The organism is Amycolatopsis acidicola, assembly GCF_007713735.2.
In the GTDB taxonomy this organism is placed as follows: Bacteria; Actinomycetota; Actinomycetes; order Mycobacteriales; family Pseudonocardiaceae; genus Amycolatopsis_E; species Amycolatopsis_E acidicola.
In genome coordinates, this window is record NZ_VMNW02000005.1 from 43,135 (window position 1) to 61,651 (window position 18,517).

An 18,517-nucleotide genomic window follows, 5' to 3' on the forward strand; every position below is an offset into this window, starting at 1 on the left:
CGTCAGGGGCGGAACACGGTGCGGGACCGGCGTTCGTACCAGGCCGCGAGGTGCTCGCCGGACGAGATGATGTGCGTGTGCATCGCCTCCCGCGCGCGAGCGGCGTCGCCGGCGTCCAGCGCCGCGATGATCTCGTCGTGCTGGGCCACGTTCTCGTGGCGGTGCCGTTCGCTGCCGGCGAGCACGAGCGAGGAAACGTTGCGGGGGAAGCTTTCGTTGATACGCGAGACCATCGACGTCAGCCACCCGTTGCCCGCGGCTTCGGAGATGACGGTGTGGAACGAGTCGTTGGCCGCCTGGGTTTCCGGCGAGCTTTCGCCCGTCGTGCCGGCCAGTGCCGCGCGGAGCACGGAGTTCGCGTCGGTGAGGGTGCCCAGCTGGCTGCGGCTGATGCGGCCGGCGGCGCGCCGCGCGGCCATGCCCTCCAGCTCCGCGCGCACCTCGTAGGCCTCACGCACTTCCCACGGCGTCGGTACGCGGATGACCGCGCCCCGGTTGGGCAGCACCTCGATGAGCCCGCCGTTCTGCAGCTGCCGCAACGCTTCCCGTACCGGGGTGCGGCTGACGCCGAACTCTTCCGCGAGCGAGGCCTGCCGCAACGGCGCCCCGATCGCGAACTCGCCGCTCATGATCCGCGCGCGGATGCTGGCGGCGATCTCGTCGACGAGGGATTCATCGGACTCGGGGGACGGCATCTGAACGCGACCAGCCCTTCCGTGTTCGGCGGCCCCAGCGCTTGCTGGATCCAAAATGTGTCAGTTCGTATCCAATCAGGAGGATAGCCCGTGTACCTCGATCCTGAGAAGGCCATCGACATCTCGTTGCCGATCCACCCGGGAATGCTGCACTGGGGACGGCGCCCCGAGATCGAGGTCGTCGAGTCCCGTTCGGCCGGGCAGCCCTCCAACGTGAGCCGCTGGCGGATCGGCGCCCACACCGGCACGCACATCGACGCTCCCGGCCATTTCGTGGACGGCGGGAAAACGGTGGACCAGGTGGAGTCCTCCGCGCTGATGGGCCCGGCGCGCGTGCTGGACCTGACCGGCGTACCGCACGCGATCACCGCCGCCGACCTGGAACGGGCCGGGCTGGGTGACGAAGGCAGGGTACTGCTCAAGACCTCGAACTCCGCGACGGTCCTGCGCTCGCCGTGGAAGAGCCCGCACTGGGTCGGGCTGGCGCCGGACGGGGCGGCCCTGCTGATCGAGGCGGGGGTGCGGATGGCGGGCATCGACTACCTGTCCATCGAGGACACCGACCACACGACGAACTGGGAGACCCACCAGCTGCTGTGCGAGGCCGGCGTGCTCATCCTCGAAGTGGCCGACCTGCTCACCGTCGAGCCCGGCCGCTACTGGCAGCTCACCCAGCCTATCCCGCTGCAGGGCGCCGAAGCCGCGCCCGCGCCGACGCTGTTGTTCCCGGCGGACTCGTGAACGAGGTCGCCATCGCGGCGCCGCACACCGAAGCGGTGCGGGCCGCGGAACTCGCCGTCGCGGCAGGGGGCAACGCGGTGGACGCGGCGCTCGCGGCGGCGGCGGCGCTGACCGTCGTGTACCCGCACCAGTGCTCCCTCGGCGGTGATCTCGTCGCGCTGGTGCACCGGCCGGACGCCACCGTGCGCTCGGTGCTGTCGATCGGCGCGGCCGCGGCGACCGCAGACGCCGACGCGGTCCGCGCACGGTATTCGCGAATGCCGGGCCAGGGCGCGGAAAGCGTTACGGTGCCCGGAGTAGTCGCGGGGTGGCAGGCACTCGCGTCGTACGGGCGGCTGACGTTGGCACCTCCGTTGCGGCACGCGGCCGCACTCGCGCGAGGGGGCGTCGCCGTGTCGCCGGGACTGGCGCACGCGATCACCTCCCGGCGGGACGCCGTGCTGGCCGATCCGGGCCTGCGCGAGCTGCTCACGACGGACGGCACGCCGCGCACGCGAATGCACCAGCCACGACTGGCCGCCACCCTCGACGCGCTCGCCGACGACCCGTCCGCGTTCTACCGCGGGTACCTCGCCCAGCAGCTCACGGATTTCCTGCGGCACGGCGGAAGTACACTGTCCACATCGGACTTCTCCGCGCATCGGGCGGAGACGGCGGACCCGCTCGTGCTCGATCTCCCGGCGGGCCGCTGGTACGCGGCGCCGCCCCCGAGCCAGGGCGTGGTGCTGCTCGCCGTGCTGGCCGGGATGGCGGAGACCGAGTTGGTCGAGCTGTGTCGTCGCGCCGCCGCCACCAGGGACCGCCTGCTCGGCGACCCGCACGCCGGTCCCGTCGACGTGGAAGCGTTGCTGCGCGCCGAAATCCCCGCGCCGACCACGTCCGCCGTCCGGACGGCCGGGGACACCGTGGCCGTGACCGCGGTCGGTCGCGACGGGCTCGCGGTGTCCCTGATCCAGAGCGTCTACCAGTCGTTCGGCTCCGGGCTGCTCGAACCGGAGACCGGGATCGTCCTGCACAACCGGGCCTCGGCGTTCAGCCTCGAACCCGGACATCCCGCCGAGTTCGGCCCTGGCCGCCGCCCGCCGCACACGCTGTGCCCGGTGCTCGGGCGCTCCACCGGGATCCTCCTCGCGGCCGGATGCCAGGGCGGTCGCGCACAGCCGCAGATCCTCGCCCAGACCGTGCCCGCCTTGCTCGACGCGGGCACGGCCCCGGCGTCCGTGCTGGCACGCCCACGCTGGGTCGTCGGCGCGCGAGATCTCGGCCACGAGCACGAAACCGTCGTCGCCGAGCCAGGTGCCCGGCCCGAGGTACCGGCCGGCATCCCCGTCGTCCGCACCGGCGGACCGGTGGACGAGGCCGGGCACGTCCAGATCGCCCGCCTGGCGGGCCCGCGGCTCGACGCCGCGTCCGATCCCCGTGCCGACGGCGCCGCCGTCGTGCTCGGCAGCCACGAGGAGGACCGATCGTGAGCACCCTGGCGCCACTGGGCACCGAGGCCCCGCCGCATCCGCTCGACCCGCTGACCCCGGCAGAGCTGACCGCCGCCGTCGCGGCTGTCCGCGACAGCGGGAAAGTCGGGCCCGGCGCCCGGTTCTGGGGTGTGACCCTCGACGAGCACCACGCGCGCGGCGGCCCGGACGGGCGCCTGGCCCGCGTCGTGGTGCTCGACCCGGACGCCCACCAGGCGTTCGAGGTCGACGTGACGCTCGGTGAATCCGCGCGTGCCACGGCCTGGCGTGAGCTCGACCCCCGAAACCCCGGTATGACTTCGGAAGAAGCCCGTACCGCAGCTGCCGCCTGCCGTGAGGACCCGGAGTTCCGCGCTGTGCTGGCGCGGCGCGGAATCACCGACATGTCGCTGGTGATGATCGATCCGGAGTCGATCGGCGGGTTCGAGCCGCCCGAGTATGCGGGCCGCCGGCTCACCTGGGGCAGTGTCTGGCTCAAGACCACGCCCGGGGACAACCACTACGCGCGTCCCGTGCAGGGAGTCGTGCCGATCATCGACATGGAGCGCATGGAGGTGCTGCGCGTCGAGGACCACGGTGAGACGCCGCTCGCGGCCGAGGCGGGGGACTTCACCACCGCCCGCGAGCCACGTCCCGGGCTGCGGCCGCTCGAGGTCGTGCAGCAGGCCGGGCCGAGCTTTTCCGTGCGGGGCAACGAAGTGCGGTGGCAGAACTGGTCGTTCCGGGTCGGCTTCACCCACCGGGAAGGCTTGGTGCTGCACGAGCTGGCATTCTCGGGCAGGCCCGTCGTGCGCCGCGCCGCGGTCAACGAGATGTACGTGCCCTACTTCGACACCAGCGCCACCCAGTACCGCAAGAACTTCTTCGACTGGGGCGAGTACGGCGGCGGGCCGCTGACCAACTCGCTCGAGCTCGGCTGCGACTGCCTCGGCGTCATCCACTACTTCGACGCCGCGGTGATCGGCGGCGACGGGGAGCCCCGCGTCATCCCGAACGCGATCTGCCTGCACGAGGAGGACGACGGCATCCTCTGGAAACACCACGACGGACGCCGCGGCACCACCGAGGTGCGCCGTTCCCGGAAACTGATCGTGTCCAGCTCCGTCACCGTCGCCAACTACGACTACGGGTTCTACTGGTCGCTGCACCAGGACGGCTCGCTCGAGCTGGAGATCAAGATGACCGGCATCCTCTCGGCCACCGGGATCGCCGACGGCGAGGACCCGCCCTACGCGCGCAAGGTCGCGCCCAACGTGGCCGTCACCAACCACCAGCACTACTTCTCGGTGCGGCTGGACATGGCCGTCGACGGGCCCCGCACCCGGTTGTCGGAAGTTTTCGTGACACCGGAGGAGGATCCTGCGCTCGACCCGTACGGCAACGCCGTCCGCACCGGCGTCCGCTCGATTCTGCGGGAGAGCGAAGCCGCGCTGGGCACCGACCCGGCCCGCGCGCTGCACTGGCGCGTGGAGAGCGCCGACCGCACGAACCGGATGGGCGAGCCGACCGCGTACCGGCTTTTCGTCGACAGCACCGCGCGGCTGCCGGTGCGCGAGGACAGCGTGTGCGCGCGACGCGCGCCGTTCGTCGGCAAAGCCTTGTGGGCCACGGAATACGACCCGGCTCGCCGCTTCGTCGGTGGCGAGTACCCGAACCAGGCCGAGCCCGGATCCGACGGTGTGCAGGTGTGGCAGCGGGAGGACCGCTCGCTGGACGGGACGGAAATGGTGCTGTGGGCCACCGTCGGGTCGCATCACTTCCCGCGGCCCGAGGACTGGCCGGTGATGCCGGTCGCGAAGGCACGCCTGCGGCTCGAACCGGACGGCTTCTTCGACCGCAACCCCGCGCTCGACGTCCCGCCACCGGTCAGCTGTCACGCCGAGACCGATCACTGCCACTGAAGGAGATCCCGTGCTTTCCCGCGAGGACAACGAACTGGTGACCCGCACCGGCCCGGGCACGCCGGCGGGCGGGCTGCTGCGCGCCTACTGGCAGCCGGCCGCGCTGGTCTCCGAGATGCCGCCGGACCGGCCGGTGAAGGCGCTGCGCCTGCTGGGTGAGGACCTCGTCCTGTACAAAAAGGACAGTGGTGGCTGGGCGCTGGTCAGCCGGTTCTGCGCGCACCGCGGCGTGGACCTGTCGTTCGGCAGGCTGGAGGACGGCGGGCTGCGCTGTCTCTACCACGGCTGGCTCTACGGCTCCGACGGCCGCTGTCTCGAACAGCCCGCGGAACCCGAGCACAGCCGGTTCCACGAGAAGGTCCGCATCGCGGCGTACCCGTGCGAGGAGCGCAACGGCATCGTGTTCGCCTACCTCGGCGGCGGTACCCCGCCGGAATTTCCCGCCTATGACTGCTTTCTCGCCCCGGAGGAGTACACCTTCGCGTTCAAGGGCTTGTGGGAGTGCAACTGGCTGCAGGGCGTGGAGGGTGGCATCGACCCGAGCCACGTGTCGTTCCTGCACCGCTTCCTCGACGAGGACCCGCGGGAGACCTATGGGCAGCAGTTCGCCGAGGAGGTGGCCGGCACCGGGGAGACCTTGTCCAGCCTCGTCGGCCGCAGCTACCGCCCGGACATCGAGGTGGAGCCGGCCGAGCACGGGCTGCGGGTGTTCGCGGTGCGGACGCTGACCGAAACCCTCAACCACGTGCGCGTGACCAACCTCTTGTTCCCCAACGCCTTCGTCGTCCCGTTCGGCAATGACCGGGCGTTCTGCCAGTGGCACGTCCCGGTCGACGACGAGAACCACCACTGGTTCATGATCCTCTACGACTTCCGCGCGCCCACCGACCAGGAAACCCTGCTGCGCCAGCGCCTTCCCGGGGTGACGCTGCCGGACTACCGACCGGTCCGCAACCGGGACAACGACTGGGGCTTCGACCCCGCCGAACAGCGATCGGCCACCTACACCGGAATGGGGCTGGACATCAACGTGCACGACCAGTGGGCCGTCGAGAGCATGGGCCGCGTTCAGGACCGCACCGTCGAGCGGCTCGGGGTGTCCGACCGGGCGGTGACCGCGAACCGGCGGCTGCTGCTGCGTTCGATCGCGGCGCACGCCTCCGGCAGGCCGTTGCCAGGGCGGGGGAGCGGGCTGCGCGGTCCACTGGCCGTGGACACCACTGCCCCCGCCGCGAACTGGCAGGAACACTGGCGCGAAGCCGAAGCCAAGCGCCGCACGGAATCCCCGTGGGCCGGGCAGGCGTGATGACGACGCGATCGGTCGACGAGCGCCCGAAGTCCGGCGGCGGTGGCGGCGCGGCGGCCCGCCCGATGCTGGCGGCGGATCGCGGCGGGTTCGTCGAGCGGCACGGGCTTTGGAGCGACGAGCAGTACGCCGCGGCCGCGCAGCTGCGCCGGGTCATGGACGAGCAGGGCATCGAGTTGGTGCGACTGTCCTTCTGCGACCAGCACGGTGTGCTGCGGGGCAAGACGTTGACCCGCGACGCGCTCGCCGCGGCCCTGCGGAACGGCTGCACGGCGCCATCCTCGTTGCTGCTCAAGGACACTTCCGGCAAGTCCGTGTTCCCGGTGTTCACCCCGGGGGCGGGGCTCGGGATCGACGGGCTGGCCTTCGCGGGGGACGTCGTGCTCGTGCCGGATCCCTCGACGTTCCGTGTCCTGCCGTGGGCGCCGCGCACAGGCTGGTTGTTGTGCGATCTGCGGTTCCCCGGCGGTGACCCGGTTCCGGTGTCCACAAGGGACATTTGCGGCCGGGTGCTCGGTGGACTCGCCGGGCTCGGCTACGCGGCGAAAATCGGTGTGGAGCTCGAGTTCCACGTGTTCCACGCGGACGGCGCGGCCACGACCGGCGGCGGGCAACTGCTGCACGAGGAGGAACTGGACTCGGTCGACGAGGTCGTGCAGCTGCTGCAGGACGCGCTGACCGGACTGGACCTGCCGTTGCGTTCGATCGAGCTGGAGTTCGGGCCGAACCAGCTGGAGGTCACCCTCGCCCCGCTGACCGGTCTCGCCGCCGCGGACGCGGTCGTGCTGTGCCGCAGCGCGATCCGCCAGGTCTGCCGCAGGCACGGCTACCACGCGACGTTCATGAGCCGTCCGCTCGGCGCGGCCAGCGCTTCGGCCGGCTGGCATCTGCACCAGTCGCTGGTGGACGTGGGGAGCGGCGTCAACGCGTTCACGCCGGAGGAGCCGGGAAAGCCGTTGTCGGACACCGGTCGGCACTACCTGGGCGGCCTGCTCCGGCACGCCGCCGCCGCGGCGGCCTTCGCGACGCCCACCGTCAACGGGTACAAGCGATACCAGCCCTACTCGCTGGCACCGGACCGGATCGTGTGGGGCGCGGACAACAAGGGCGCGATGGTCCGCGCGGTCGGCGGCCACGGCGATCCGGCGACACGGCTGGAGAACCGGTCAGGCGAGCCTGCCGCGAACCCGTACCTGTACCTCGCCTCGCAACTCGCCGCCGGGCTGGACGGCATCGGGTCGGCAGCCGAACCAGGCCCGCCGACCACGACTCCGTACGACGGCGAAGCCCAGCGGCTCCCCGCGAGTCTCGCCGCCGCCCTCGACGCCCTCGACGCTGACCCACTGTTCGCCGACGCCTTCGGCCGCGAGGTGATCGACTGGTACGTGACGCTGAAACGGTCCGAGTGGCAGCGCTATCTGAACGAGGTGTCGGAGTGGGAGCAGCGGGAGTACTTCGGATTTCTCTGATGGACCGGGTGGCTACTTTCCCGCGTGCGCGGCGAAGAACTGGGTGAGCATCAGCCGCGCCTGGGCGAGGACGGTGGGGTCGCCGTCTTCGTCGTCGGTGAAGGCGTATTGGGCCAGCCGTTCGAGTGCGTGGAGGGCGACGCTGCAGTGCAGCCGGGTCAGTCCGTCGAACTTCGGGGCGTGCCGCTGGAACTGGGCGAGTACGCGGCCGGCCCAGTCTTCGATGCAGAGCTCGTCGAGGGTGCGGACACGCTGGGTGAGGTTCTGCCGCACCCAGAGCTCACGCACCAGGGGCGTGCGGTGTTCGTCGGCGTAGTAGTCGACCAGGACGTCGACGACCTCGTTCCACCGCCGCCCCCGGCGGGCGTCGAGCGCCTGCTGGAACGTCTCCGTGGAATTCTTCATCTGCCGGTAACAAAGCTCGTCGAGCACGTGCTCGGGTGATTCGAAGAAGGTGTAGAACGAGCCGCGGCTGACGCCCGCCTTCTCCAGCAGCAGGGTCGGCGAACCGACGATCGCTTCGAAACCGACGTCCTCCACGAGCCCGGCGGCTGTCTCGAGTATCTGCTCCACGACCGCCCGCGAACGCTCTTGAACAGGCTGTTTGCGCAGGCCGCCGTCGACTCGTTCGTGCCAGACGAGGTCGGCCGTCCGAGACCTGGACCGTGGCACCGGCGCTCCTTCTCTCCCCGGCCGTCGACCGGCCGGCATCCCCGATTTGCCGGAGTTTACCCACGCGTCGCACGAGCGGGTGCCGGGCCGCGTCGTCCGCTGGGGCGGTGGACACGCGATGAGCCGTGTATTAACCTACCCAAATCGCGACTCCGGTCGCGTCTCAAATCCCGATTCAAGTCAGATTCCACGCATGACAAGGGTGGCGGCATGATCGGAACACAACCCCCACACGAGTCCACCGAAACCCCCGGCACCGCGAGAGCACTGACCGTCGCCATCGTCGGCAGCGGTCCCGCCGGGTGCTACACCGGTCAGTTCCTGGCCAAAAGCCTGCCGGGCGCGGAGATCACCGTCTTCGAGTCACTGCCCGCGCCCTACGGGCTCGTCCGTTACGGCGTGGCCGCCGACCATCAGGGCACCAAAGGCGTGGCCCGGCAGTTCGACCGGCTGTTCACCCGTGACGGCGTGCGGTTCGTGGGCAACGTGACGGTGGGCCGGGATGTCGAATTCGCCCGTATCGCCGCGAATTTCGACGTCGTGGTGCTGGCGACCGGGCTTCCGGGTGACCGCGAGCTCGACGTGCCGCGGGATCCACGCGCACAAGTGGTCGGCGCGGGGACTCTGCTGCGTGCCCTGAACGGCTTTCCCCGCGACCGGATCCGTCCTTGCGCGCCACTGGGGCCGGACGTGGTGGTGGTCGGCATGGGCAACGTCGCCGTCGACGTGCTCCGGTTGCTGGCCAAGGACACCGGGGACTTCGCGGGGACCGACATCGACGACGAAATGCTCCGGCGGCTGCGTCCCGCGCCGCCGAGCACCATCGCCGCGCTCGCGAGATCCGGGGCGCCGCGGTCGAAATGCGACGCCGCGATGCTCCGTGAGCTGGTGAGTCTGCCCGGCATCGGCATCACGGTGTCCGGAATGGACGAACGGGACGAGGGCCCCGTGGTGGACGTGCTGCGCCCGTTCGTGAGCACACCACGGGGCGAGGGTGGCCGCACGAGGGTGACGTTCCACTTCGGACTGGAACCTGAACGGATCACCAGCCGGGAAGGCCGCACCGTGCTCACTGCGCGAGACCGGAACGCGGCCCGGCAAGAGTTCGTCGCGGACACCGTCGTCACCGCGATCGGCTTCACCCACGGCGGCGCGGAGGACGAAACCGCCCCGCGGCACGACTGGTCCGGCGACCACGTCTATCGCGTGGGCTGGTTCAGCAGGGGAGCGCAGGGCACGATCGCCCGCAACCGCAAGGACGCGCAGCAGGTCGCCCGGCGCATCGCCGACGATGTCGCCGCCGGCCGGATCAGGCCGGCGAAGGACGGATTCCGTGCGGTGGCGGGCCCGCTCGCCGATCGAATGGTCGGTTTCGAAGCGTGGCAACGGATCGAGGCCGCGGAACACCGTTCGGCGCTGCCGGGCCGGTGCCGCCGGAAGATCACCGACCTCGGGCACATGCTGGCCGTCGCCACGGGGCTGGACGAGCACGAAAGAAAGGAACTCGCGTGAACAAGCTCAGTATCCTTTTCGGCACCGAGACGGGAAACGCCGAAATGGTGGCTGAAGACGTCGCCGCCGCACTGGCGGAGCACGGGATCGAAACCGGCGTCACCAGCATGGAGGACTGCGCGGTGGACGAGCTCACCGGTGAGGACGTGGTTCTCCTCGTCGTCTCGACCTACGGAGAGGGCGAACTGCCCGAATCCGCGGCGCCCTTCTTCGAAGCGCTCGAACGAAGCGAACCGGACCTTTCCGCTCTGCGGTTCGCGGCGTTCGGGCTGGGGGACAGCACCTACGACACGTACAACAACGGAGTCGCCACCTTGATCGCGAAGTTCACCGCGCTCGGTGCCACGCAGATCGGCGCCACCGGCTACCACGACGCGGACAGCGGGCTGAACCCGTCCGATGTCGCGATCGACTGGGCCGGCACGGTTTTCGCGCCGGTCGCGCCGGCCTGACCGGCCGCGGAGAACACGACGTGCGCGGGGGGCGCACGGAATCCAGAATGTCCGAGCACTCACCCCGTTCCGGAGGCACCACCATGAGTGAAACCACCCCCTTCGTCAACCCGCCGGATGTCGCCGTCGCCGGAGACGGCGAGCCCCGGCACAGGCTCTCGGGCCGCATGGGCGTCGGCTCGCTGATGCTGACCGTGCTGGCCTTTTCCGCCCCGATCGCCGTTGTCGCCGGGTTCATTCCCTTCACCATCACCTATGGCGGTCAAGGGGCCACCTTCGCGTTCATTCTGACGACGGTGCTGTTGCTGTTGTTCGCCGTCGGGTACGTGACCATGGCGAAACGGATCCCGAAACCGGGGTCGTTCTACGCCTTCATCAGCGCCGGCGTGGGAAAGGTGACCGGACTGGGCTCCGCCTTTCTCGCCGTCGTTTCCTATCTGCTGATGCTCGGCGGTTGTTTCGTGTTCATCGGGCTCACCGCGTCGGAACTCATTTCGAGCATGCACGGGCCGGAGACGCCGTGGTGGCTGTGGGGCGTCATCTCGTGGGTGCTCGTCAGCGTTCTCTGCTATTTCCACATCGAGGTGTCCGCGAAGGTGCTCAGCGTCGCCATGGTGCTCGAGGTGACGATCGCGATGATCTTCAACGTGGCCGTCGTACTGCACGGTGGCGGCCCGGACGGCTTCTCGGCCACGCCGCTGAACCCGGCCGCGCTCGGTGACGGGGACGTCGGGGTCACCATGCTCTTCGCGATCATGGTCTTCCTCGGGTTCGAGGCGACCGCGGTGTTCCGCGACGAGGTCCGGAGTCCGAACAAGACGGTGCCGAGGGCGACCTACGGTGCCGTGCTCTTCGTCGGAACCCTGTACACGGTTTCGTGTTACCTGCTCACCACCGCGTACGGCTCGGGCGCGGTCGACGCGGCGACGAACGATCCCAAAATGATGTTCCCTGCCGCCATCGGGCAGTTCGTGGCGCCGTTCTTCACCCAGCTGACGTTCATGATGATCATCACGTCGGAGTTCGCCGCCGCGATCTCGGTGCACAACGTGGTCGCGCGCTACGTCTACAACCTCGGCTGCGACCGGGCGCTGCCCACCTTCGTCGCCCAGGTGCACCCGCGGCACGGGTCGCCGGCCCGCGCCTCGACGGTCGCCGCGGTCGTCATCGCGCTGATCCTGCTGCCGCTGGGGCTCGCCAACCCGTCGGGCGAGGGGCTGGATGCCCAGCTGTTCGGTCTCGCCACCGTGGGAATCCTGGTCCTCATGGCCTCGGTCAGCGTCTCGGTGATCGTCTGGTTCGCCCGCAAGGGAATCCGGCCCGGGGACAACAGGTTCAAATGCTTCGTCGCGCCGGCCGTCGCGACCGTGGCACTCGGGGCGACCGTGGTGCTCGCCGTCTGGCACTTCGATCTGGTGGTCGGCGGCGCGCCGGGACAGAACCTCGTGCTGCTCACCGTGCTCGCCGTCTCCGCACTCGTGGGCGCGGGATTCGCGCTCTACCTCCGCTCCGCCCGGCCGCGGGTCTACGCGGGCCTCGGCCGCGCGTCCGACTAGGGATTGTTTTGGGCCACAGGAAAGGAAAACCGAGATGGAAGCGCTTACCCACGGTGCCACGACGGACTGTCCCGAGGCCACCGAGTACCTGCCTTGGACCGATCCGCGGTTCCGGGCCGACCCCTATCCCTTCTACGCCAGGGCGCTCGCCGAAGCGCCCGTGCTGCGGGACGACTTCGACGGCAGCTACGTACTGACCAAGTACGAGGACCTCATGCACTACGGCCGCCTGCCCTCGGTGCGGATCGCGCCCGAGTGGGAGAAGGCGGGTGCCTGGCGGGTGTTGCGGGACATGGCGCTGGGCAACGACGAACCCGCGCACACGCGCCTGCGCCGCCAGACGAACAAGTGGTTCACCCCCAAGCGCGTGCGGGAGTGGGCCGCCGTGACGGCGGACATCGCCGACCGCGTCCTGGACCGGATCGGCCCGGACGGGCTCGTCGACGGTTCCGCGCTCGCGGTGGAGGTGGCGCACCGCGTGGTCTGCGAGGTCATGCAGGTCGAGGCGGACGGCGTCGAAGAAGTACGGGCGACGATGCGGCGGGCGATGCTGATCCTCAGCGCGCGCCCCACTCCCGAGGACCACGCCGACGCCGAGCTGGCGATGCGGGAAATGCTTCGCGGCTCGGCAGCCCTGCTCGACTACAAGCGCGCGAATCCCGGCGACGGGCTGCTGGACTCCTTGCTGGCCGCACAGGACCGCGGCGAGATGAGCGCGTCGGAAGTGCTGATGACCACGCTCTTCTTCTACGTCGTCGGGCATATGGACGCCGGCTACCTGATGGCCTCGGGGCTGCACCTGTTCACCCGCCGGCCCGAGCTGTTCGAGCGGTTTCGCGCCGATCCCGGGGTGCGGGAGGCCATGGTCATCGAACTCGCCCGCTATGACGCGCCGGAACCGGTCATCACCCGCACCACCACCGAGGACCTCGTCATCCGCGGTGTCCACGTGCCGGCCGGCCGGTCGCTGCGGCTGATGACCGGTGCCGCCAACCACGATCCGGACGTGTTCGACAACCCGGACGAGTTCGACTTCACGCGGCCGCCGGAGCAGAGCCGGAACCTGACCTTCAGCTTCGGCAACCACGGCTGCCAGGGCCGGCTGCTCGCGGAGGCCGAGATCCGCGTGGTGTGGGAGCGGATCGCCGCCCGGTACTCGCGCATCGAGCTGGCCGCCGAACCCGTCCTCAGGAACACCGACGCCTCCCGTCACTACTACGAGCTTCCCCTGCGACTGCACCGTTGACCGAGAAAGGACGCAAGATGACCTCGACCGAACCTGTGCCGACCGTGATCGTCTCCGACGCGCGTGCCATCGAATTGGAGGACTGGGGCCCGCTCGCCGAAGCGACCGGCGAACCGATGCGCCAATGGGGCAAGAAGCTCTGGACCGGCGAAGGCGTGGTGGAAGCCGGGCTCTGGGAGTGCGAGCCCGGGCCGTCCCGGTGGCTTTTCGAGACCAACGAGTCCATCACCGTGATCTCGGGCCGGATGACCGTCACCGAAGACGGCGGCGAGCCGCGCGAGGTCAAGGCGGGCGACAGCGCGGTGTTCCCGCGCGACTGGTCGGGAACCTGGGAAATCCACGAAACGGTCTTCAAGTTCTACACCGCGTTCTGACCACAAAGGAGTGTCGATGACCGCGAAACTGCGCACCGTGCTCGGCGACGTCGACCCCGCCGGCATGGGGGCCACGCTGCCGCACGAGCACATCTTCGGCGACGTGGAAATGTACTGGTACCCCGGCGGCGACCCGCGCGCCGAGAGCGACCCCGATTCGGTGCCGAGGCTGGACAATCTCTGGCACTGGCGCGAAAACCCGGTCGCCAACCGGGGCAACCTGCACATGGGCGACGAGCGGGACGGCATCGACGAGGTCGGCGTCCTGCCGGAGCTGGGGGTGCGCACGCTCGTGAACCTGTCCCCGATCGGCATGGGCCGCAACGCCGCTGGTCTCCGGCAGGTCTCCGAGGCGACCGGCGTGCACATCGTGGCGGGATCGGCCTACTACGTGGCCGAAAGCTGGCCGGAGGAGCGGCGGTCGATGACCGAAACCCAGCTGGCCGAGGAGATCGTGCACGAGATCACCGTCGGGATGGAGGGCACCGGCATCCGCGCGGGAATCGTCGGTGAGGTCGGGTTGTCGTGGCCGCTCGACCCGCTCGAGGAGCGTTCACTGGCGGCGAGCGTGCGGGCGCACCGGGAGACCGGCGCCGCGCTGTCCATCCACAACCCTTATTACGTGCCGGGGGCGGGCCCGCTGCGCGAGATCGGCAAGCGGATCGCCGGGCTCGGAGCCGACATGAGCCGCGTGATCATGGGGCACTGCGACGGGTTCGCCCGTGACCCCGAGTTCCTCGACATCGTCGCCGAGCTGGGTTGCTACGTGGAGCTGGACCTGTTCGGGTACTCGAGCGGATACGAGGCGGAGGTCGATTTCGTGTACCCGTCCGACGAGCTCCGTGTGAACACGATCCTCGCGCTCATCGAGGCGGGGCTCGCGGACCGGCTGCTGTTGTCGCACGACATCTGCTTCAAGACCAGCAGGCAGAAGTTCGGTGGCAGCGGTTACGGCTACATCCATCGCGTGATCGTCCCGTGGCTGCGGCGAAAGGGCGCCGGCGACGACGCGCTGCAGCAGATCCTGGTCCGCAACGCCCAGACCGTGCTGCCGATCGTCGAACCCGCGGCGTAACAAGGGAAACGACAGGGCCCCTCGCCACCCGGCGAGGGGCCCTTTGTATGCGCGCGACTTCTGGCGTCCGATGTGGACATACCCGAGGCGAGTGAGCAGCGGCGCGCCGAGAGTGTGCCAGCCGGTCGAGTCCCGGATATCCCGGCGCCGCCGGAAGAAGACGATGATGGCCGCACTGGTCAGCGTCATCAGCACCATGATGGAGAAGCCGCCGGTGCCGGTGAGCTGCGCGTCCTCTTCGTGGGGGACGAGAAGGAAACCGCCTGCGGTCGAGCGCGGGACAGGCGGTGACGAAACGGACTGAAGTTCGGTTTAGGAACGCGACTACAGTCGGGTATAGTGAGGGTAGCCGCGCTACGGCACCGTGTCTACGGCGACAGCGCGGTTCAGAACAGGGGGGCCGATGAGGCGGATGTCGCGCCAGACGACCGCGGCGGGCCGGCGTGACCCGCTCGCGGGCGGCCTGCGGAAGCTGCCGGTGCAGGAGCGGTCGCGGGCGATGGTGGCGCAGGTGCTGGAGACGGCGGCCGAGCTGGTCGAGAACCTCGGCTACGAGGCCGTGGTGGGGTCGCCCACCCTGTTGCTGGAGAAGTCGGGCGTCAGCCGGGGTTCCTTCTACGCGTTCTTCGAGTCGCCCGAACGCGTGCTCGAAGAGCTGTGCTACCGGCAGATACAGGCCTCGACGGAGGGACTCGAACGCGTCCTGCGTGCTCGTCCTGGCCGGCACTGGACCGAGATCGTCGACATCCTCATCGGCTACTACACCGACGAGCACCGCACCCCGCTGATCCGGGAACTGTGGGTGCGGCAGAACCTGACCGGGCGCATGCGCGCGCTCGACGAGATCTGCATCGACGAGTGGGCCGGCCACCTGCTGCGCGAGTTCCGCCGGCACGCACCCCTGTTCGCCGAACTCGAGCAGGCGCACGTCAGTGTGGCCCTCCACGCGATCGAACGGCTCTTCCAGTTCGCCTTCACCAGCGACGAAGACGGTGACCCGTTGATCATCGACCAGGCCGCCTTCATGCTCACGCAGTTCTTCGCCGCCCACGCGAACACCTGAGCCGCGGTTTTCGCGACAGATGACGTGAGGAGTCGTCCATGGTTCAGCCTACTCAGTCCGGCTCGCGGGCTCTCGTGCTCGGCGGGGGAGGTGTGACGGGTATTGCCTGGGAGGTCGGTGTCCTGGCGGGGCTCAGCTCCCAGGGGATCGATTGGAGCAAAGCCACCTCGGTCATCGGCACCTCGGCGGGCTCGTTCGTCGGGACAGCCGTCGCCGCCGGGTACGACCTGGAGTGGCTGTTCGCCGCTCAGCTGGTGCCGGACGAGAACGAGGTGGACGTCAAGGCGTCCGAAGACACGATGGCCGCGTGGTGGGCGGCCCTCGCCGAAGGAGGCGACGATCCGCGCCAGGTCGGCGCTGCCATGGGGCGGATCGCCAAGGCGGCCCCCGAGCCCGTGCCCGCGGCCACCCGCCGCCGGGTCGTGGGTTCCCGTCTGGTCACCGCCGAGTGGCCGAACGGGTTGAAGGTCACCGCCATCGACGCCGACACGGGCGGACTCAAAGTCTTCGACCAGCACTCGGGCGTGCCGCTGATCGACGCCGTCTCCGCCAGCGGCGCGGTCCCCGGCGTGTGGCCACTCGAACACTTCCAGGGCCGGTCCTGGGTGGACGGTGGCATGGTGTCCACCACCAACGCACGCCAGGCCGAGGGCCACGACAGGATCGTGATCCTGGCACCGATGCCTTCGGGCTACGGGAAAATTCCCGGCGCGGCCGAGGATGCCGAGGTACTGGCCGAGCGGGCCGAGGTATGTCTCGTCGCTCCCGACGAACAGAGCGTCGAGGCGATCGGCCCCAACCCCTACGATCCCCAGCGCCGCAAGCCAGCGGCACAAGCCGGCCGTGCCCAGGGTGAGGCACTGGCCGGCAAGGTGTCGAAGGTGTGGAACCACTAGAGACCGGTGCTGAAGAAGACGTTCTTCAACTCCGTGTAGGCCTCCACGGCGTCCGGGCCGAGTTCGCGGCCAAGGCCGGACTGTTTGAAGCCACCGAAGGGCGTGCCGACCCGTACCGAGGTGTAGGAATTGACCGCCAGCGCGCCGGCGTCGACAGCGCGCGCGACACGCAGCGAGCGGGCCGCGTCGGTGGTCCAGATCGAACCGGCCAGGCCGTACACGGTGTCGTTGGCGCGGGCCACCGCCTCCTCTTCGGTGTCGAACGCCAGCACGGACACGACCGGGCCGAAGATCTCCTCGCGCGCGGCCGGGTGGTCGTCCTCGATGGGGTGCAACACCGTGGGCGGGAACCAGAACCCGGGGCCTCCCGGCGCGGAGCCACGGAACAGCACGGGCGCCCCGTCGACGTACTCCCGGACCCGGCCGGCCTGCTGCGCCGAGACGAGCGGTCCCATGTCCGTCTTCTCGTCCAGCGGGTCGCCGACGACGAGGTTCCCGACCACCTTCTCCAGTCTGTCCAGAAAGGACTCCAGCGCTGGCCGCTGCACGAACACCCGGGACCGGGCGCAGCAGTCCTGGCCGGAGTTGCCGAACACGGCACCGGTCAGCCCGGCCGCCGCCGCGTCCAGGTCGGCGTCCGCGAACACGAGCGAAGCGGACTTCCCGCCCAGTTCCAGCGTGACCCGCTTGATGTTCTCGGCCGCGCGCCGGGCGATGTCCTTGCCCACCACGGTCGAACCGGTGAAGGCGATCTTGCCGATGCGCGGGTGTTCGACCATCGCGCGGCCGAGGGTCCGGCCAGGGCCGACGACGACGGTGAGCAGCCCGTCCGGCAGACCGGCCGCGGTGGCGATCGCGGCGAGTTCGCGGGCGGTCAGCGGCGTCAGCTCGGCCGGTTTGAGCACAACGGCGTTGCCAGCGGCCAAGGCAGGCGCCACTTTCCACGACGCGATGGTGAGCGGAAAGTTCCACGGCGTGATCAGTCCGACCACGCCGATGGGCTCGCGGAACGTCATGTCGACCCCGCCGGCGACGGGAATCGTCTGCCCCAGCAAGCGTTCCGGTGCGGCGGCGTAGTAGCGGAAGGTGGCCGCGGCGCCCGCGACCGCACCCCGCGCGTCGGTGATCGGCATGCCGACGTTGCGGGATTCCAGCCGTGCCAGGCGTTCCGCGTGCGCGTCGATCTCGTTCGCGATCGCGTACAGGACTTGCGCGCGGTGCTGCGGCGACGTGGCGGCCCACTGTTTCTGCGCGGACGCCGCACCCTCCACAATGGAGTCCAGCTCGGCGGTTTCCGTTGTTTCCAGGGTGTCGAGCAGCTGCTCGGTGGCCGGCTCGAGGATGTCGAGAGTGGTCATGCGGGCTGGTCCTCCTTGTCCCGGGTCGCCGCGACGGCGACGAAACCGGTCAGTGCGTGGGGCAGGTGCTCGACCTCCGGATGCCATTGGACGCCGAGGGCGTACTGCCGCCCGGGGAACTCGATGGCCTCCGGGAGCCGGTCGGGGACCGACCAGGCGGTCACGACCGCGCCGGTCCCGACGGCGTCGATTCCCTGATGGTGATGGGAGTTCACGACCTGTAGCCCGCTGCCCGCGAGCTCCGCGGCGCGGGAGTGCGGGACGACGTCGACCTCGTGGAAGGTCGCGTCGTCCAGCCGTCCGGGGCTGCGCCGGTGTTCGGCGAACCCGGCGTCGGGCAGGTGCTGGTGCAGGGTGCCGCCCGCGGCGACGTTGAGGATCTGCATCCCGCGGCAGATCCCGAGAACGGGGAGGTCACGGGCCAGCGCTGCGCGTGCCAGCACGAGCTCGAAGGCGTCGCGTTCCGGCACGGTCGCTTCGGTCTTCACGGACTTGGCCGCCCCGTACGTTTCCGGTTCGAGGTCGACGCCGCCCATGAGCAGCAGGCCGTCGACGCGGTCCAGCAAGGGTTCGATGCCCGTGCCGGGGATCAGGCCGACCGGCAGGCCACCGGCGGACCGCACCTTGTCGAGGTACGTGCCGGGGAGGATCGCGGCGGGCTGCTCCCAGAACCCCCACCGGGCGGATTCGAAGGCGGCGCAGAGGCCGATGACGGGCGTCGTCATGGCG

Annotated in this window: 18 protein-coding genes; 14 read left to right on the top strand and 4 right to left on the bottom strand. The window is 69.9% G+C overall.

Going from position 1 to position 18,517, the window contains the following annotated elements; all coding sequences use genetic code 11:
* Window positions 1-2 precede the first annotated feature (2 nt).
* Window positions 3-695: a GntR family transcriptional regulator gene (locus tag FPZ12_RS05420; RefSeq protein ID WP_144746164.1), complete on the bottom strand. Its 693-nt coding sequence runs from the start codon at window positions 693-695 to the stop codon at window positions 3-5.
* Window positions 696-785: 90 nt separating this feature from the next.
* On the opposite strand from FPZ12_RS05420, the gene FPZ12_RS05425 reads away from it, so the two are divergent.
* The 5 genes from FPZ12_RS05425 to FPZ12_RS05445 are packed head-to-tail and all read left to right on the top strand — an operon-like array spanning window position 786 to window position 7,584.
* A complete protein-coding gene (locus tag FPZ12_RS05425) occupies window positions 786-1,436 on the top strand; it encodes a cyclase family protein (protein WP_144746162.1) in 651 nt (216 codons plus the stop codon).
* Window positions 1,433-2,908, top strand: a complete 1,476-nt coding sequence (locus FPZ12_RS05430) for a gamma-glutamyltransferase (RefSeq protein WP_144746160.1) — start codon at window positions 1,433-1,435, stop codon at window positions 2,906-2,908. The genes FPZ12_RS05425 and FPZ12_RS05430 overlap by 4 nt, the downstream gene beginning before the upstream one ends.
* A complete protein-coding gene (locus tag FPZ12_RS05435; RefSeq protein WP_144746158.1) occupies window positions 2,905-4,809 on the top strand; it encodes a primary-amine oxidase in 1,905 nt (634 codons plus the stop codon). Before FPZ12_RS05430 ends, FPZ12_RS05435 begins: the two co-directional genes overlap by 4 nt.
* Before the next feature lie 10 nt (window positions 4,810-4,819).
* A complete protein-coding gene (locus tag FPZ12_RS05440) occupies window positions 4,820-6,115 on the top strand; it encodes an aromatic ring-hydroxylating oxygenase subunit alpha (protein WP_144746156.1) in 1,296 nt (431 codons plus the stop codon).
* Entirely contained in the window at window positions 6,115-7,584 is a 1,470-nt protein-coding gene (locus tag FPZ12_RS05445; protein ID WP_144746154.1) for a glutamine synthetase family protein, read from the top strand. Before FPZ12_RS05440 ends, FPZ12_RS05445 begins: the two co-directional genes overlap by 1 nt.
* A gap of 12 nt (window positions 7,585-7,596) precedes the next feature.
* On the opposite strand, the gene FPZ12_RS05450 is transcribed toward FPZ12_RS05445, so the two are convergent.
* Window positions 7,597-8,256, bottom strand: coding sequence for a TetR/AcrR family transcriptional regulator (locus FPZ12_RS05450; RefSeq protein WP_208025755.1), 660 nt, complete (start codon window positions 8,254-8,256; stop codon window positions 7,597-7,599).
* Between the two features lie 210 nt (window positions 8,257-8,466).
* On the opposite strand from FPZ12_RS05450, the gene FPZ12_RS05455 reads away from it, so the two are divergent.
* The 9 genes from FPZ12_RS05455 (at window position 8,467) to FPZ12_RS05495 (ending at window position 16,430) form a co-directional block, all read left to right on the top strand.
* On the top strand, window positions 8,467-9,768 hold the full coding sequence (locus tag FPZ12_RS05455; protein WP_144746152.1) for an NAD(P)-binding protein: 1,302 nt from the start codon (window positions 8,467-8,469) through the stop codon (window positions 9,766-9,768).
* Window positions 9,765-10,220: a flavodoxin domain-containing protein gene (locus FPZ12_RS05460; RefSeq protein WP_144746150.1), complete on the top strand. Its 456-nt coding sequence runs from the start codon at window positions 9,765-9,767 to the stop codon at window positions 10,218-10,220. Before FPZ12_RS05455 ends, FPZ12_RS05460 begins: the two co-directional genes overlap by 4 nt.
* An 83-nt stretch (window positions 10,221-10,303) precedes the next feature.
* Window positions 10,304-11,776: an APC family permease gene (locus tag FPZ12_RS05465; protein WP_208025756.1), complete on the top strand. Its 1,473-nt coding sequence runs from the start codon at window positions 10,304-10,306 to the stop codon at window positions 11,774-11,776.
* 34 nt (window positions 11,777-11,810) lie between these two features.
* On the top strand, window positions 11,811-13,022 hold the full coding sequence (locus FPZ12_RS05470) for a cytochrome P450 (protein ID WP_144746148.1): 1,212 nt from the start codon (window positions 11,811-11,813) through the stop codon (window positions 13,020-13,022).
* 17 nt (window positions 13,023-13,039) lie between these two features.
* The gene (locus tag FPZ12_RS05475) at window positions 13,040-13,396 is read left to right on the top strand and encodes a cupin domain-containing protein (RefSeq protein ID WP_208025757.1); all 357 of its coding nucleotides are present in this window, start codon (window positions 13,040-13,042) and stop codon (window positions 13,394-13,396) included.
* A gap of 16 nt (window positions 13,397-13,412) precedes the next feature.
* Window positions 13,413-14,471: a phosphotriesterase family protein gene (locus FPZ12_RS05480; protein WP_144746146.1), complete on the top strand. Its 1,059-nt coding sequence runs from the start codon at window positions 13,413-13,415 to the stop codon at window positions 14,469-14,471.
* Between the two features lie 91 nt (window positions 14,472-14,562).
* Complete coding sequence (locus FPZ12_RS05485) at window positions 14,563-14,775, top strand: hypothetical protein (protein WP_144746144.1); 213 nt, start codon at window positions 14,563-14,565, stop codon at window positions 14,773-14,775.
* Between the two features lie 108 nt (window positions 14,776-14,883).
* Window positions 14,884-15,534, top strand: coding sequence for a TetR/AcrR family transcriptional regulator (locus FPZ12_RS05490; RefSeq protein ID WP_208025758.1), 651 nt, complete (start codon window positions 14,884-14,886; stop codon window positions 15,532-15,534).
* Between the two features lie 38 nt (window positions 15,535-15,572).
* The gene (locus tag FPZ12_RS05495; RefSeq protein ID WP_144746142.1) at window positions 15,573-16,430 is read left to right on the top strand and encodes a patatin-like phospholipase family protein; all 858 of its coding nucleotides are present in this window, start codon (window positions 15,573-15,575) and stop codon (window positions 16,428-16,430) included.
* On the opposite strand, the gene FPZ12_RS05500 is transcribed toward FPZ12_RS05495, so the two are convergent.
* Together FPZ12_RS05500 and FPZ12_RS05505 are read right to left on the bottom strand one after the other, a co-directional pair.
* On the bottom strand, window positions 16,427-17,788 hold the full coding sequence (locus tag FPZ12_RS05500) for an aldehyde dehydrogenase family protein (protein ID WP_144746140.1): 1,362 nt from the start codon (window positions 17,786-17,788) through the stop codon (window positions 16,427-16,429). The genes FPZ12_RS05495 and FPZ12_RS05500 overlap by 4 nt on opposite strands.
* On the bottom strand, window positions 17,785-18,513 hold the full coding sequence (locus tag FPZ12_RS05505; RefSeq protein ID WP_144746138.1) for a gamma-glutamyl-gamma-aminobutyrate hydrolase family protein: 729 nt from the start codon (window positions 18,511-18,513) through the stop codon (window positions 17,785-17,787). Before FPZ12_RS05505 ends, FPZ12_RS05500 begins: the two co-directional genes overlap by 4 nt.
* Window positions 18,514-18,517: the final 4 nt, after the last annotated feature.